We start from the raw sequence: 14,253 nt of genomic DNA, 5'->3' as shown, positions 1-14,253 counted from the left end.
ACGAACGAAGGGCCATATTAGGCATAGCAAAAGCGACATTTCAATCTGTAACAAAGGCGTGGCGTGGTCATAAAAGCAACAAAAAGCGGATAATTTTCAGACCAGCGAAAACACTTCTATGAAATGCTTCACACTTTTTAAATATCAGTCATTAAAACTGGTTTTGCGTTAAATAAAAGTTACGGACTGGATTTATATGCTGAAATGGCGGATCGGGCTGAAATATCAGCCCGACAGGACATCAGCGGTGGGTTTTACCCGGCATGCGCGGGTCATCTTTATACTCAGCCGTGGCGATCCACGCGGCGCAGAACAGCGTCAGGCGAGCGAAGAAATAGAAGAAAGCCATCAGCCCCAGCACCGAACCAAAGGCCGCGCCGGAGGGCGACTTCACCAGCGACGGAAGCGTATAGGTCATCACAATTTTGATCACTTCAAAGCCAATGGCGGCAATCAACGTCCCACGGATCAGCGCCTTCTTGCGCGGCCGATGGCGGGGCAAACGCCAGAAGATCCAGAAGAAAAGCAGGTAGTTAGCAAAGATGGAGATGGCAAGCCCTATACCGCGCCAGGCCGGTTTCAGCCATTCAATGTAATCCAGGTACAGCGCGGAGATAATCATCTGCTGCGCGGAACCGGCGACCGAGGTGATAGAGAGCGTGATGACCAGCGCCACCAGCAGCCCAATCAGCGAAATAAAGTCGCGCAGATACTTCACCCATATCTTCTCCTGATCCTGCGGCCTACGCTCCCAGACGTCACGCGACTGGGCGCGAATAGCCTCACGCAGGTTGCCCATCCAGTTCACCCCGGAATAGAGCGCAATCAGCAACCCGACGATACCCACGGTGGTACGCTGCTGCACGGCGGTATTGATGGTGCTTTTGAGCGTTGTGGCGAGCGTCTGGTCGCTGACGTTGGTCAGGATCTTATTGAAGATGTCCTGCAACAGCGTCGGGTGAGACGCCAGCACAAAACCGGCGGCGGCAAATGACACCATGAGGATGGGGATCATCGACAGGAACGAGAAATAGGTAATCGCCGCGCCAAACTGATTTCCCATGCGGTCGTTAAAGCGCTCAGCGGCGCGTATCAGGTGAGCAATCGCGGGTATCTGCTGAATTTTTTCGGCTATGCCGGTCACGGTGCCCAGCGCTTTGCTGGCCGTTCCAGGCTCTTTCGGCGCTTCAGGCTCGTTATCCATCTTTTTGATGGGTTCATAATCTAAATGTTGAGTCGGTCGTTGCGGGTTATTTTCCGGCGTCACGCGCATTTTCCTTTTCGTTGAGCTGGATGTTACTGAATTATAGCTTGCGACTAGTCCACGTAACCTTTTGTGAGTTCGGTAAGCCACTCCATAAACACATGCACCCGACGGGAGAGGTTACGGCGGTGGGGATAAATGAGGGAGACGGGCATTGGTTCAGCCCGATATTGCGGCAGGATCTCAACGAGTTTTTTCGTGCGCAGGGCATCACGCACCCCGACGCGCGGGACCTGAATAATGCCAAGCCCGGCGATACAGGCGGCCTGGTAGGTTTCTGTGCTGTTAACCGACAATACGCCTCCCGTTTTTACCCACTGGGTCGCGCTGCCGTTGTAATACTCAAAACCCTGCGGACGGGTGCCCAGCGTGGCGGAGTAGTGAATGAGGGCATGCGAAGCCAAATCGTCCAGCGTCTCAGGGTAGCCGAATCGCGTCAGATAATCCGGGCTGGCGCAATTAATCACCGAGAGCTTCCCAAGCGGGCGGGCGATAAGCCCGGAGTCCTTTAAGTTTCCCACGCGAACCACGCAGTCAAATCCTTCGCGGATGACATCGACCAGACGATCGCTGCTACTCAGCTCCAGTTCAATGCCGGGAAACTGTTGTAAAAATGCAGGCAGTTTCGGAATGACGACATTTCGCGCAATGGCAACGGGCATATCCACACGTAGCCGACCACTGATGGTTGAAGGGTCGTGCAGGAATATGCCGTCCAGTTCGTCCAGATTCATCAGCAGATCTTTGGCGCGCTCGTAATAAACCATGCCGTCCTGCGTCAGGCTGACGCGGCGGGTAGTGCGGTGCAGCAGCTGCGTCCCCAGCGCGTTTTCCAGTGCCTGGATCTGTCGCGATACGCTCCCCTTCGGCAGGCTTAACGTCTCCGCCGCGCGGGAAAAACTCTCCAGTTCCGCGACCCGAAGGAAAAGCTGCATTGCGTGTATTTTATCCATAGATGTTGGTCATTGTTGTTAAGAATGAAACAGTGAAGCGCTCACGGCACTATTTATTGATTTTCTACCATCTAATAAGCTCTTTCTCAATCTTCATCACAGCCGAAACGAGGTGAATTATGAGTGAACGTATTGCTTTAGTGACGGGCGGTAGCCGCGGCCTGGGTAAAAATGCCGTTTTGAAGCTGGCCGCGGAAGGGACAGGCATTATCCTCACCTGGAACAACAGCCAGCAGGAGGCGCAGGAAGTTGTGCGCGAAATCGAGGGAAAAGGCGGAAAAGCGGCAGCATTGCAGCTCAACGTCGGCGATACGGCAAGCTTTTCGCGCTTTGCTCAAAAGGTGAAAGATACCCTTAAACACGTCTGGCAACGTGACACCTTTGACTATTTAGTGAACAACGCAGGTACAGGGTTATATGCACCCTATACCGAGACGACCGAGGCGCAGTTTGATGATGCGATGAACATTCACTTCAAAGGACCGTTTTTCCTCACGCAACAGCTGCTGCCGCTCATAAAAGACGGAGGGCGGATCCTGAACGTCTCCAGCGGACTGGCCCGTTTTACTCAGCCCGGTTCAGGAACCTACGCGGCAATGAAAGGGGCGATGGAGGTGCTGACCCGCTATCAGGCAAAAGAGCTTGGCGCGCGCGGAATTACCGTCAATATCATCGCGCCCGGCGCGATTGAAACCGACTTTGGGGGCGGGCGAGTGCGGGATAATGCGGAGCTTAACCAGCTGCTGGCCTCGCAGACAGCGCTGGGACGCGTGGGCCTGCCCGATGATATTGGTGACGCCATTGCGGCGTTGCTCAGTGACAAACTGGGCTGGATGAATGCGCAACGTATTGAAGTTTCAGGCGGTATGTTTCTGTAATATTCAGTCTTAAGGGGGAAGGAACCCTCTTAAGGAAATCCTTAAAACAGTTATGTCTAAATGCTGGAAGATATAAAGAGAGCTGGGTGATTTGTAACCTCTCCATTCATTGAGTTTTTTCTTAAAAAATGCCTCTGTAGAATCCCCCTTCGCTATTCTCAGAGGAGTAAAACGATGCGAGTAATCATGTTTGACAGGCAGTCATTATTTATTCATGGAGCGATGTACAGTTTGCAGAAGTTAATTCCGAAAATAGATATGACAGGAACTCGTCAGACTGATGAATTATGGGCGCAATTATCCGCGTCACCCTCCGCTATCGTCATGATAGATGGGTATTTAATTCGTGATAATGGTGTGGCTTTACTGGAAGAGATTATGGATCGCTTTCCAACGTCGCGCGTGGTGTTGGTGTTAACGAAAAAAGAGCGGCGTTGGGTTGAGCAAATGTTTCAGCGCAACGTGGTGGCGATAATTCCCCGCAATGCGAATCCCGAACGCTTTTCCGCAGTGCTGGATTCTGTATCGCGAGGAATGGTCTGTTTTCCCGGCGAGTGGCTGAAGCAGCACACCTCTCAGGATGAACTGGCAGTGTTAAGCGAGCGCCAGCGTGAGGTATTGAAGTTACTGGCGGCCGGAGAGTCCAATAAAGAGATTGGACGTAATCTCAATATCAGTGCGGCAACGGTAAAAGCCCATCTTGAGACGCTTTTCCGGCGTCTTGATGTCAAAAACCGGACGCAAGCCGCGATGTACTACACCCGGGCGACGGCCTGAAGGATCTTCTCTGGCAGAGGGGACTCTTCCCCAAAACTGAAGAGGGTTAATATCAGTGCGTCATGCTGCTGTTGGGTTAATGGGCGTTTGTTCATTTCCCGCAGCAGCGCCTCACATAATTGAATATCATTACAAAGCAAATTCTCCGCCTCAGTCGGCGTGATGAGACCGTTAAATTTTTCCCACTGGCGAATTACGTGACCATAACCTATAACCCATATTCCCTTTTCGTCACGGTATTTCTCCAGGGAAAGGCCCTGTTGTTTTTTAATTAATGCGATTGCAGCAGAAGATATCTGCATTGCATAACCCGTCATAAGCGTTTCCTCTTAATGACGCGACTATAGAGGAAACGCCGCCGGGGAAATATCCGCCAAATGGCTGTTGATCAGGTTTAACTGAACGGGAATTCCTTTTTCAGTAAACCGAATAGCCAGTCGTTATGCCATTGCCCTGAAAGGAAATAACTCTCGCGCAACTCACCTTCCAGCTGAAAACCTGTTTTTTCCAGCAGTCGCCTGGAGGCGATATTTCCCGCCGTCACGGTCGCGGTGAGCCGACGGATATTGCCCTGAGTCAGCGCAAAATCACACACAGCCCGCAGAGATTCAAAGCCGTAACCTTTCCCCTGCGCAGAAGGCGCAAAGAGAAAACCGACTTCTGCACAATCTGCTTCCCGGTGCACATATCCGGTTACGCCCAGCGGCGTATGGCTGGCCGTCTCACGCACCATAAGGCAGAGCCAGTGCGAACTGCCCGGCGTCCACGGCAACAGACGAGACTCAAAGGCTTCCCGAATGTCCGCCTCGCTACGCGCAGGGGCGACAAAACGCATTACCTCAGGATTTTGCTGTAGCGACAGAAAAAAGGGCCAGTCTTGCTCTTGCAGCGGCGAGCAGGTGAGACGCGCGGTGGTTAAGGCGGGCATGACGATCCTCCGGAGACATTGCAAATGATTATAAGGTTGTCACTTTATTTCAACAGAAAGTCAGGTATGTTTAACCTCATATAAATAAAAAGAAAAACGACTTTTAATGCCGCTTTAGCGGTACTCATTGTCTCTCAAGGAAAACAATGATGATTAGCTCATCGCATCATACCCGCGAACAGTTTGAACACTGTCTGGCGGCGATCCGTCAGGCGTCTGTTGAAATTTTACTTCTGTTGAATGTACATGTTTCTGAAGGAAAAGATCCACGCTGGTTTCTGGAGCAACTGGATAGCGCCCGCCTGGGGCTGGGCGGGTGGGGCGCTGTAGCCAGGAAGCTGAACCTGAATGATGCGGAAATGACGGCCTTTACGCTGCAATTACGCTTGCTTCAGCAGCGTGTTCCCCAGTATGAAAGCGGGCAGGATGTCAGCGAAAATCAGCTGATTGCGGCGATGCGCTTCGTCACCTCCCTTGAATATCTGCGTCTGCAACAGCCCCTCCTGACCTACGAAACCGGGAGGGTGCCAGAGAAGGAGAGCCAGCTTCAGGCGCAGAAACAGGTGCGTGCCATTGAGCTGATGATTAAAGGGCTGATACAGCAGGCGTGGCCCGATCCGGTGCGGCTGAATAATCATCTTAAGACCTTGTTTAACGCTGAACGCGTGCGTCGCTGGCTGAAAAACGGTGAGATTAATGATGTTCTGAGCGGCATGTTGTTCAGCGAACTGGCCCAACTGCTGGTGGATAAAAAAGAATTTAGCCGCTACTACGCGCCGCTGTTTAACGCCCCGGACATGCTGACGCTGCTGGTAGAGCCCCGCAAAACCCTGCAAACCTTCCTCGAAGATATTCGACAAATCCGCAACAGCATCACCGTGCAGCAGCCGTTAAGCGGAGCGCAAATCCAGCTGCTCGACTGCTATTACACGCAGATCACCCGCTCCGTTCAGCGCGCGTTTGAGGAAGGGCGGACACGCGTTAACCCGGCGGCGCTGATGGCGGTGGACGAAAGCGAGCTGCACGCGTTCTGGGAAAAGGCGCAAAAAATGGACCGCACCACAGGCGGCGATCTTTTTGAAGTGCGCGACAGTATAGAAAAACCGACTCAGCGTGCCACGCGTACGCCAGAGCAGCGTGAACAGCTGATTTCCGGCGTGCTGTGGGGAGCGGTTGGCGTGATGGTTATCGCGATTGTCGTGGGGGGATTCTGGCTGGTGAACAGCAGTAAACCGCAGCCGGCTGTGGCCAGTACGGCATCTCCCGCACCGGTGCAGGAGATGCGCGAAACGCCTTCCTCGCGAGAAACGCTGACGCGGATGGGTGTCACCTGGGATGAAAACAACTTCCGTTCAGCGATTAGCCGCAACGATACCCGGGTGGCGCTCCTGTTTTTGCAGGGCGGGATGGACTGGAAAATGTCATGGACGGAGGAGGCGTTGTCGGCAGGCTACGACGATGTGCTGGAAGTAATGTTGCGCTACCGCCTGCAAATGACAGAGCAAAAGCCCTGCCGACGCTTTATTAATACGCTTAGCCATGCGATGGCGAACGGGGAATCGCTGACGCCTATGCGTAAGCAGTACCTGAAAGCATTCTGTACCGTCCCTGCGGTGGTGAAACGCCAGCAGCACGACGCCGATATGGCAACGCGGCGCGCGAAGACGCAGCCCGATGCCAGCACAAAAAAATGGCAGTCCATCCAGACTGCCATTTATGAGGTGATTCGTTAACTTTTCCCTCTCCCCTCAGGGGAGAGGGTCAGGGTGAGGGGCAAGGCTCAAGGTTCACCATATAACCCAATCAACCGCCGCACCACGCCATTCGTCCAGCCGAAGCCATCCTGCAACGGATACTCCCCCCCGCCACCTTCGCGTGGCGTGCTGCTGGCGATGTGGTACTTCTCAATCAGCTTATGATGGGTTTTGTAGTAATGGTTCACCGTGTGCAGCCAGCTCCAGGCGATCTCATCTCCCAGCGAGTCGTTGCCGTACTGCTTGAACCCCTGGATCGCCATCCACTGGAGCGGCGCCCAGCCGTTCGGCTTATCCCACTGCTCCCCGGTTTCATATTCGGTGGCGAGAATACCGCCCGGCGTGAGCAGACGGGCTTTAACGGCATCGGACAGCCGTTCAGCCTGCTCATGCGTCGCCATGCCCACATACAGCGGCACAATGCTGGCCGCAGAGAACAGCGCCAGGGCTTCACGCCGCCAGTCGTAATCACGATAACAGCCGTTCTCTTCGTCCCACAGATAGCGGTTTACCGCCGCGCGCCGGTCGCTGGCTTTCTGGCGGAACAGATCAGCCGTCTCTTTATCCCCTTTCGACGCGGAGATGTTGGCGATAGCGCTCTCCAGTTTGAACAGGAATGCGTTCAAATCGATGGGGATAAATTGTGTTGTGCGGATGCTGGCCAGCCGCGCAGGATCGCGCAGCCAGCGGGATGAGTAATCCCATCCTGAGGCTGCCCCGGCACGCAGGTCACGGTACACCTCGTTCGGCGGACGACCAGAATGACGGGCAGTTTCAACGTCCTCAATCCACGATTCATCCCGCGGCGTATCGCGATCGTCCCAGTAACGGTTGAGCAATGAGCCATCCGGCATACGAACCGCACTGCGATAGGCCTGATTGAGCAGCAGCGATTCCGCCCCGTCCATCCAGAAGGCGTACTCCATCTTGAGGTGCTCAAGATAGCGCTTCGCCCCGCGCACGCCGTCCTCTTCAAACAGCTCCACCATCAGAGCAAAAACGGGCGGCTGGGAGCGGCTGAGATAGTAGGTGCGGTTGCCGTTCGGGATATGGCCGTAGCGCTCAATCAGCCAGGCGAAGTTATCGGCCATACATTTCAGCAGATCGTTACGACCGCTTTCTGCCAGCCCCAGCATGGAGAAGTAAGAGTCCCAGTAGTAGGTCTCGCTGAATCGCCCGCCGGGCACAATATAGGCCTGCGGAAGCGCCAGCAGCGACGACCACGGGATGTGATCCTGCGGCTCGCGCGTCAGCACCGGCCACAGATTATCGATATGTTCTTTCAGGGACAGGCCGGGATCAGAGACGTACTCTTTGCTGTAGTCCTCCGGTAGCCAGAAGTGATTCTCCACAAAGCGCGCCAGGTCAAAATCACGGTGGCGACGCACCTTGCGATAGCGGATCAAAATATCCAGCGGATCCATCTTCGGCGCGCAGTCGGGAAAGGTTTTGCTGTCCGCAAACAGCCGCGACGACTGGACGTGTTCAAACAGTTCAAGGTAGCGGTCAGCGGGCGTAAGGGCATCGGACGCCGGCAGCCCTTCAATCATTTCCGGTTCCGGCTCTGCCTCGATCATCTCATCCAGTTTTAACTCACAGGGATCGGTTTCATAGCGCAGCTCTTCTGCAATATCGAACTCGATATCCTCGGCAGTCTGTAGTTTCTGGTTGAACATGGTGTTCAGGACCTCCGGTTTATGTCGTAACAAATACGGGTTTTTCCCGGCTATCTTTTAAGCGTAGACATTCGCTTCGGTTAATGCGGTGCGAAGTGTGCGGTAGATCACGCTTTCAAAATGGATTTAAACACGCTGAAAATCAGATATCCCTTTGATTATGAAATCATTAAATCAGAATCTTTGGAAACAGAGCAGGAATAAAATTCAGAGCATTCGGTATTCTGCATTTACGCAGGGATTAATGTGCCTGACGCGCATTGCCTTGAAGGCTGTTGGCGGTTTGATTGGCTTTCTGACTGGCGCCTTCGCTTTTATCCATCGCCTTGCTGGCCGCTTTTTCTGCATGGGCGGCGCTGTACGCAGCCAGATGGGAAATCACGATGGCGTAAATGCTCATTAACGACACCCACAGAATGCTGTTTTTCCACCACAGCAGGGTAGGAATAGTCAGTATCGCCCATACCAGCGCGAGAACAAGGTGCATTTTGGCCATCAGTTTTGCGGTGATCTTTACGTGCATTTTCATATCTCTAATCTTTTTCCGTAGTAACAGGCGAACGCGTAGCGCTTTTTAAGATTAGTTAATTCCACCGCGGGTAGCGGGTTATTTTGTTACCGTTTGTACACCCGTTAGGTTTACCTGCCCAGGGCATAAAAAAACCGGCCAGTTGGCCGGTTTTGTTGCGGATCAGACCGATCAGCGCATGGTCACAAATTCTTCCGCCGCAGTCGGGTGGATTGCCACGGTGTTATCGAAGTCTTTCTTCGTTGCGCCCATCTTCAGCGCCACCGCGAAGCCTTGCAGGATCTCGTCCATGCCGAAGCCAATGCCGTGGATGCCGACGATCTTCTCTTCCGGGCCCACGCAGACCAGCTTCATGCGGCACGGCTGACGGTGCGAGGTGACCGCGGTATACATCGCGGTAAACGCCGATTTATACACTTTCACCTGATCATCGCCGTACTGCTCACGCGCCTGCGGCTCGGTTAAGCCGACGGTACCGATTGGCGGGTGGCTGAAGACCACGGTCGGAATGTTGCTGTAATCCAGATGTTCGTCCGGCTTGTTGTTAAACAGACGCTCGGAAAGACGACGCCCCGCCGCCACGGCAACCGGCGTCAGCTCTACGGCGCCGGTGTTATCACCGACGGCATAAATGCCCGGTACGCTGGTGTTCTGGAATTTATCAACGACAATGTAGCCTTTTTCATTGGTTTTCACCCCGGTTGCGGCCAGGTTGAAGTTGTCGGTGGCCGGTTCACGGCCAATCGCCCAGATCAGGCAGTCAACGGTCTGGCTGCGGCCATCTTCCAGCTCCAGCGTCAGGCTACCGTCCGCATTTTTCACCACCGCTTTTGGCACGGCGTTGGTGTGCAGGGTTGGGCCTTCGGCGTTCATCACCTCGACCAGCGTGTCGACGATCAGCGGGTCAAAGCTGCGCAGCGGCGCGTGTTTACGCACGAACAGGTGCGCTTCCGCCCCCAGGCCGTTAATCACGCCGGCCAGTTCAACCGCGATGTAACCTGCGCCCACAATGGCAACGCGTTCTGGCAGAGCAGGCAGCTCGAAGAACCCGTCGGAGTCAATACCGTATTCCGCGCCCGGAATGTGCGGGTGGCTCGGACGGCCGCCGGTGGCGATCAGGATGTGATCGGCGGTGATCGTCTCGCCGTTCACTTCGATCGTCTTCGCATCCACGAAACGGGCAAAGCCGCGGATCACGTCGACGTTATTCTTGCCCAGCACGTTATCGTACGAGGTGTGAATACGGTCGATGTAGGCGGTACGGCTGGCGATCAGTTTATCCCAGTCGAAGTGGTTGATGGTGGTGTCAAAGCCGTAGTCCGGGCCATACATATGGATAGCTTCACGGATTTGCGCGGCATGCCACATCACTTTCTTCGGTACACAACCCACGTTCACGCAGGTGCCGCCGAGTTCTTTGGCTTCAATCAGCGCACACTTCTGGCCGTACATGGCTGCACGGTTGATGGAGGCGATGCCGCCGCTGCCGCCGCCGATTGCGATGTAGTCATAATGCTTAGTCATAGCGTTGTCCTTAATCGTGAATTGCCGCGATTGTATACCTGAAATCAATAGTTTCCACCGATGGCTGCGATTACTCCGGCACGATCCAGCTCACGGTGGCGTGACCCGTACCGGCTGGCACCAGCGTTTTGTGCAGCCACGGCAGCACGTTGTTCATCTGTGCTTCGAGCTTCCACGGCGGGTTAATGACGATCATGCCGGACGCGGTCATGCCGCGCTGGTCGCTGTCAGGGCGCACCGCCAGCTCAATTTGCAGGATTTTGCGAATGCCCGTCGCTTCGAGGTCTTTGATCATGCGTTTAATTTGCGCGCGCAGCACTACCGGATACCACAGAGCATAGGTGCCGGTCGCAAAGCGTTTGTAACCTTCGTTAATGCCGGTCACCACCGCCTGATAGTCGGTTTTGATTTCGTACGGTGGGTCAATTAGCACCAGGCCGCGACGGGAAACCGGCGGCAGTTTGGCTTTCAGCTGCTGGTAACCATCGGCTTTGTCTACGCGGGCGCGGTTATCTTTCTGAAACTCAGAACGCAGCAGCGGGAAGTCGCTCGGGTGCAGCTCGGTTAACTGGAGGCTGTCCTGCTCGCGCAGCAGCTGGCGGGCAATCAGCGGGGAGCCAGGGTAGTAACGCAACTGGCCGTTGCGGTTGAAGTGATTCACCACGCCAATGTACGGCTCCAGCTCGGCAGGCAGATCGTCCTGCTGCCAGATACGCGCAATCCCTTCCAGATATTCACCGGTACGCTCAGCATGCTCGCCGCTCAGCTGATAACGGCCCGCGCCCGCGTGGGTGTCCAGATAAAGGAACGGTTTATCCTTTTCTTTAAGCGATTCGATGATCAGGCTCTGAACGGTGTGTTTGAGGACGTCGGCGTGGTTGCCTGCGTGGAAGCTGTGGCGATAACTGAGCATGGGTAATGATATTCCGCTGAATTGACGATTTGCCACAGTTTACAGCAGAACGGCACAGATTACCCGCAGGCCCGGTAAGCGCAGCGCCACCGGGCTCTTTTCCGCCACGTCTGGCATTGAAATCCTCTACACTTAACCCCATTACTGAACAATATGCACAGCGCCGGATGCGCGCTTCATTCACCTATTTCAACAGGACAGCGTTTATGACCAATCCATTACTGACGCCTTTTTCGTTGCCACCGTTTTCTAAAATCCTCCCCGAGCATGTGGTTCCAGCGGTTACGCAATCGCTGGACAACTGCCGCGCGGCGGTAGAAAGCGTGGTCGCGCAGGGCGGGCCGTACACCTGGGAAAATCTGTGTCAGCCGCTGGCCGAAGTGGACGACGTGCTGGGGCGCATCTTCTCCCCGGTGAGCCACCTGAACTCGGTAAAAAACAGCCCGGAGCTGCGCGAAGCCTACGAGCAAACCCTGCCGCTGCTCTCTGAGTACAGCACCTGGGTCGGCCAGCATGAGGGGCTCTACAAAGCCTACCGCGACCTGCGCGACGGCGACCACTATGCCGAACTGAACACGGCGCAGAAAAAATCGGTCGATAACGCCCTGCGTGATTTCGAACTGTCCGGGATTGGCCTGCCAAAAGAAAAACAGGTTCGCTACGGTGAAATCGCTGCGCGCCTGTCCGAGCTGGGCAACCAGTACAGCAATAACGTCCTCGACGCTACCATGGGCTGGACGAAGCTGATTACCGATGAATCTGAACTGGCGGGCATGCCGGAAAGCGCGCTGGCGGCAGCAAAAGCCCAGGCCGAAGCGAAAGAGCAGGAAGGCTTCCTGTTAACGCTGGATATCCCAAGCTATCTGCCGGTGATGACCTACTGCGACAACCAGGCCCTGCGCGAAGAGATGTACCGCGCCTACAGCACCCGCGCCTCCGATCAGGGGCCGAATGCGGGCAAATGGGATAACAGCCCGGTGATGGCGGAGATCCTCGCCCTGCGCCACGAGCTGGCACAGCTGCTGGGCTTCGACAGCTACGCGGATAAATCCCTCGCCACCAAAATGGCCGAGAACCCACAGCAGGTGCTCGACTTCCTGACCGATCTGGCGAAACGCGCCCGTCCTCAGGGTGAAAAAGAACTGGCTCAGCTGCGCGCCTTTGCGAAAGCGGAGTTCGGCGTAGACGAGCTTCAGCCGTGGGATATCGCGTACTACAGCGAAAAACAGAAACAGCATCTCTACAGCATCAGCGACGAACAACTGCGTCCGTACTTCCCGGAAAACAAAGCCGTTAACGGCCTGTTCGAGGTGGTGAAACGCATCTACGGCATTACCGCGAAAGAGCGTACCGACATCGACGTCTGGCATCCGGACGTGCGCTTCTTTGAGCTGTATGACGAGAAAAACGAACTGCGCGGCAGCTTCTACCTCGATCTCTACGCGCGTGAGAACAAGCGCGGCGGGGCGTGGATGGACGACTGCGTGGGCCAGATGCGTAAAGCGGATGGTTCCCTGCAAAAACCGGTCGCCTACCTGACCTGTAACTTCAACCGTCCGGTGAGCGGCAAACCTGCGCTGTTTACCCACGATGAAGTGATCACCCTGTTCCACGAGTTCGGTCACGGCCTGCACCACATGCTGACCCGCATCGAAACCGCTGGCGTCGCCGGTATCAGCGGTGTGCCATGGGATGCGGTCGAGCTGCCTAGCCAGTTTATGGAAAACTGGTGCTGGGAGCCGGACGCGCTGGCGTTTATCTCCGGTCATTACGAAACGGGTGAACCGCTGCCGAAAGAACTGCTGGATAAAATGCTGGCAGCGAAAAACTACCAGGCGGCGATGTTTATCCTGCGCCAGCTGGAGTTCGGCCTGTTCGACTTCCGCCTGCACGCCGAGTTCAGCCCGGAGCAGGGGGCGAAAATCCTCGAAACCCTGGCTGAGATTAAAAAGCAGGTTGCCGTTATTCCAGGGCCAACCTGGGGACGTTTCCCGCACGCGTTCAGCCATATCTTCGCAGGCGGGTACGCCGCAGGCTACTACAGCTACCTGTGGGCCGACGTGCTGGCGGCGGATGCCTTCTCGCGCTTCGAAGAAGAGGGGATTTTCAACCGCGAAACCGGTCAGTCGTTCCTCGACAACATCCTGACCCGCGGCGGTTCAGAAGAGCCTATGGAGCTGTTCAAACGCTTCCGTGGCCGCGAGCCGCAGCTGGATGCGATGCTGGAGCATTACGGAATCAAAGGCTGATTGCTACGTGAAGATCTGCTTAGTAGATGAAACAGGCGCCGGGGACGGCGCCTTATCTGTTCTGGCGGCCCGCTGGGGGCTGGAACATGATGAAGACAACCTGATGGCGCTGGTGATGACGCCGGAACATCTGGAGCTGCGCAAGCGCGATGAGCCAAAGCTTGGCGGGATTTTTGTCGATTTTGTCGGCGGCGCGATGGCGCACCGGCGTAAGTTCGGCGGCGGTCGCGGCGAAGCGGTGGCCAAGGCGGTTGGCATTAAAGGGAGCTATCTTCCGGACGTGGTGGACGCCACGGCGGGGCTGGGGCGCGATGCGTTTGTGCTGGCCTCGGTGGGCTGCCGGGTGCGGATGCTGGAGCGTAATCCGGTTGTCGCCGCGCTGCTTGACGACGGGCTGACGCGGGGCTATGCGGACCCGGAAATCGGCTCGTGGTTACAGGAACGTTTGCAACTTATTCATGCCTCCAGCCTGACGGCGCTCACCGACATCACCCCGCGCCCGCAGGTGGTTTATCTCGACCCCATGTTCCCGCATAAGCAGAAAAGCGCGCTGGTGAAGAAAGAGATGCGGGTGTTTCAGTCGCTGGTGGGGCCAGATTTAGATGCCGATGGCCTGCTGGAACCGGCTCGTCAGCTGGCGACGAAGCGTGTGGTGGTGAAGCGGCCGGACTATGCGCCGCCGCTGGCGGACGTTGCGACCACTAACGCGGTGACCACGAAAGGGCACCGGTTTGATATTTATTCGGGTACGCCGGAATAGAAAAAGCCGGGTGGCGGCTTCGCCTTACCCGGCCTACATCCTCGATCT

General features: G+C 55.6%; 13 protein-coding genes. 5 read left to right on the top strand and 8 right to left on the bottom strand.

The window, feature by feature from the left end:
- Positions 1 to 241 precede the first annotated feature (241 nt).
- Both yhjD and ACOTX1_RS14285 read right to left on the bottom strand, forming a co-directional pair.
- Complete coding sequence (gene yhjD, locus ACOTX1_RS14290; protein ID WP_003861199.1) at positions 242 to 1,267, bottom strand: inner membrane protein YhjD; 1,026 nt, start codon at positions 1,265 to 1,267, stop codon at positions 242 to 244.
- Positions 1,268 to 1,317: 50 nt separating this feature from the next.
- Positions 1,318 to 2,217, bottom strand: coding sequence for a LysR family transcriptional regulator (locus ACOTX1_RS14285; protein ID WP_032634329.1), 900 nt, complete (start codon positions 2,215 to 2,217; stop codon positions 1,318 to 1,320).
- Positions 2,218 to 2,336: 119 nt separating this feature from the next.
- Here ACOTX1_RS14285 and ACOTX1_RS14280 point away from each other — a divergent pair, with 119 nt between their 5' ends.
- Together ACOTX1_RS14280 and ACOTX1_RS14275 are read left to right on the top strand one after the other, a co-directional pair.
- Positions 2,337 to 3,095: an SDR family NAD(P)-dependent oxidoreductase gene (locus tag ACOTX1_RS14280; RefSeq protein ID WP_023314996.1), complete on the top strand. Its 759-nt coding sequence runs from the start codon at positions 2,337 to 2,339 to the stop codon at positions 3,093 to 3,095.
- A 174-nt stretch (positions 3,096 to 3,269) separates the two neighbouring features.
- Positions 3,270 to 3,872, top strand: coding sequence for a helix-turn-helix transcriptional regulator (locus tag ACOTX1_RS14275; RefSeq protein WP_003861204.1), 603 nt, complete (start codon positions 3,270 to 3,272; stop codon positions 3,870 to 3,872).
- Here ACOTX1_RS14275 and ACOTX1_RS14270 read toward each other — a convergent pair.
- Both ACOTX1_RS14270 and ACOTX1_RS14265 read right to left on the bottom strand, forming a co-directional pair.
- Positions 3,851 to 4,189 (bottom strand): lysozyme, encoded by a 339-nt coding sequence (locus ACOTX1_RS14270; protein WP_003861206.1) that lies wholly within the window; start codon positions 4,187 to 4,189, stop codon positions 3,851 to 3,853. The two genes, ACOTX1_RS14275 and ACOTX1_RS14270, sit on opposite strands and share 22 nt — an antisense overlap.
- Positions 4,190 to 4,266: 77 nt before the next feature.
- Positions 4,267 to 4,800, bottom strand: a complete 534-nt coding sequence (locus ACOTX1_RS14265; protein ID WP_023314995.1) for a GNAT family N-acetyltransferase — start codon at positions 4,798 to 4,800, stop codon at positions 4,267 to 4,269.
- Between the two features lie 146 nt (positions 4,801 to 4,946).
- Between ACOTX1_RS14265 and ACOTX1_RS14260 the strand changes: the two genes are divergently transcribed.
- On the top strand, positions 4,947 to 6,533 hold the full coding sequence (locus ACOTX1_RS14260) for an STY4199 family HEPN domain-containing protein (protein WP_023314994.1): 1,587 nt from the start codon (positions 4,947 to 4,949) through the stop codon (positions 6,531 to 6,533).
- Positions 6,534 to 6,580: 47 nt separating this feature from the next.
- On the opposite strand, the gene ACOTX1_RS14255 is transcribed toward ACOTX1_RS14260, so the two are convergent.
- The 4 genes from ACOTX1_RS14255 to ACOTX1_RS14240 form a co-directional block, all read right to left on the bottom strand.
- Positions 6,581 to 8,230 (bottom strand): alpha,alpha-trehalase, encoded by a 1,650-nt coding sequence (locus ACOTX1_RS14255; protein ID WP_003861211.1) that lies wholly within the window; start codon positions 8,228 to 8,230, stop codon positions 6,581 to 6,583.
- A gap of 241 nt (positions 8,231 to 8,471) precedes the next feature.
- Positions 8,472 to 8,759 (bottom strand): hypothetical protein, encoded by a 288-nt coding sequence (locus tag ACOTX1_RS14250; RefSeq protein WP_003861213.1) that lies wholly within the window; start codon positions 8,757 to 8,759, stop codon positions 8,472 to 8,474.
- Positions 8,760 to 8,930: 171 nt separating this feature from the next.
- Entirely contained in the window at positions 8,931 to 10,283 is a 1,353-nt protein-coding gene (gene gorA, locus ACOTX1_RS14245; protein ID WP_003861215.1) for a glutathione-disulfide reductase, read from the bottom strand.
- A gap of 70 nt (positions 10,284 to 10,353) precedes the next feature.
- The gene (locus ACOTX1_RS14240; protein ID WP_006808562.1) at positions 10,354 to 11,196 is read right to left on the bottom strand and encodes a 23S rRNA (adenine(2030)-N(6))-methyltransferase RlmJ; all 843 of its coding nucleotides are present in this window, start codon (positions 11,194 to 11,196) and stop codon (positions 10,354 to 10,356) included.
- Positions 11,197 to 11,402: 206 nt separating this feature from the next.
- Here ACOTX1_RS14240 and prlC point away from each other — a divergent pair, with 206 nt between their 5' ends.
- Both prlC and rsmJ read left to right on the top strand, forming a co-directional pair.
- Positions 11,403 to 13,445, top strand: a complete 2,043-nt coding sequence (gene prlC, locus ACOTX1_RS14235; protein ID WP_022652005.1) for an oligopeptidase A — start codon at positions 11,403 to 11,405, stop codon at positions 13,443 to 13,445.
- Positions 13,446 to 13,452: 7 nt separating this feature from the next.
- Positions 13,453 to 14,205: a 16S rRNA (guanine(1516)-N(2))-methyltransferase RsmJ gene (gene rsmJ, locus ACOTX1_RS14230; protein ID WP_032627969.1), complete on the top strand. Its 753-nt coding sequence runs from the start codon at positions 13,453 to 13,455 to the stop codon at positions 14,203 to 14,205.
- Positions 14,206 to 14,253: the final 48 nt, after the last annotated feature.

The organism is Enterobacter cloacae complex sp. IR5401 (assembly GCF_049238425.1).
Classification (GTDB): domain Bacteria; phylum Pseudomonadota; class Gammaproteobacteria; order Enterobacterales; family Enterobacteriaceae; genus Enterobacter; species Enterobacter hormaechei_C.
The sequence above is the reverse complement of the archived record's forward strand: the minus strand, read 5'-3'. Positions and strand labels throughout refer to the sequence as shown.

Coding starts and splice junctions, on each gene's coding strand:
- ACOTX1_RS14285 (WP_032634329.1), bottom strand. CDS start 2,217: ATGGATAAAATACACGCAATGCAGCTTTTCCTTCGGGTCGCGGAACTG.
- ACOTX1_RS14280 (WP_023314996.1), top strand. CDS start 2,337: ATGAGTGAACGTATTGCTTTAGTGACGGGCGGTAGCCGCGGCCTGGGT.
- ACOTX1_RS14275 (WP_003861204.1), top strand. CDS start 3,270: ATGCGAGTAATCATGTTTGACAGGCAGTCATTATTTATTCATGGAGCG.
- ACOTX1_RS14270 (WP_003861206.1), bottom strand. CDS start 4,189: ATGACGGGTTATGCAATGCAGATATCTTCTGCTGCAATCGCATTAATT.
- ACOTX1_RS14265 (WP_023314995.1), bottom strand. CDS start 4,800: ATGCCCGCCTTAACCACCGCGCGTCTCACCTGCTCGCCGCTGCAAGAG.
- ACOTX1_RS14260 (WP_023314994.1), top strand. CDS start 4,947: ATGATGATTAGCTCATCGCATCATACCCGCGAACAGTTTGAACACTGT.
- ACOTX1_RS14255 (WP_003861211.1), bottom strand. CDS start 8,230: ATGTTCAACCAGAAACTACAGACTGCCGAGGATATCGAGTTCGATATT.
- ACOTX1_RS14250 (WP_003861213.1), bottom strand. CDS start 8,759: ATGAAAATGCACGTAAAGATCACCGCAAAACTGATGGCCAAAATGCAC.
- gorA (WP_003861215.1), bottom strand. CDS start 10,283: ATGACTAAGCATTATGACTACATCGCAATCGGCGGCGGCAGCGGCGGC.
- ACOTX1_RS14240 (WP_006808562.1), bottom strand. CDS start 11,196: ATGCTCAGTTATCGCCACAGCTTCCACGCAGGCAACCACGCCGACGTC.
- prlC (WP_022652005.1), top strand. CDS start 11,403: ATGACCAATCCATTACTGACGCCTTTTTCGTTGCCACCGTTTTCTAAA.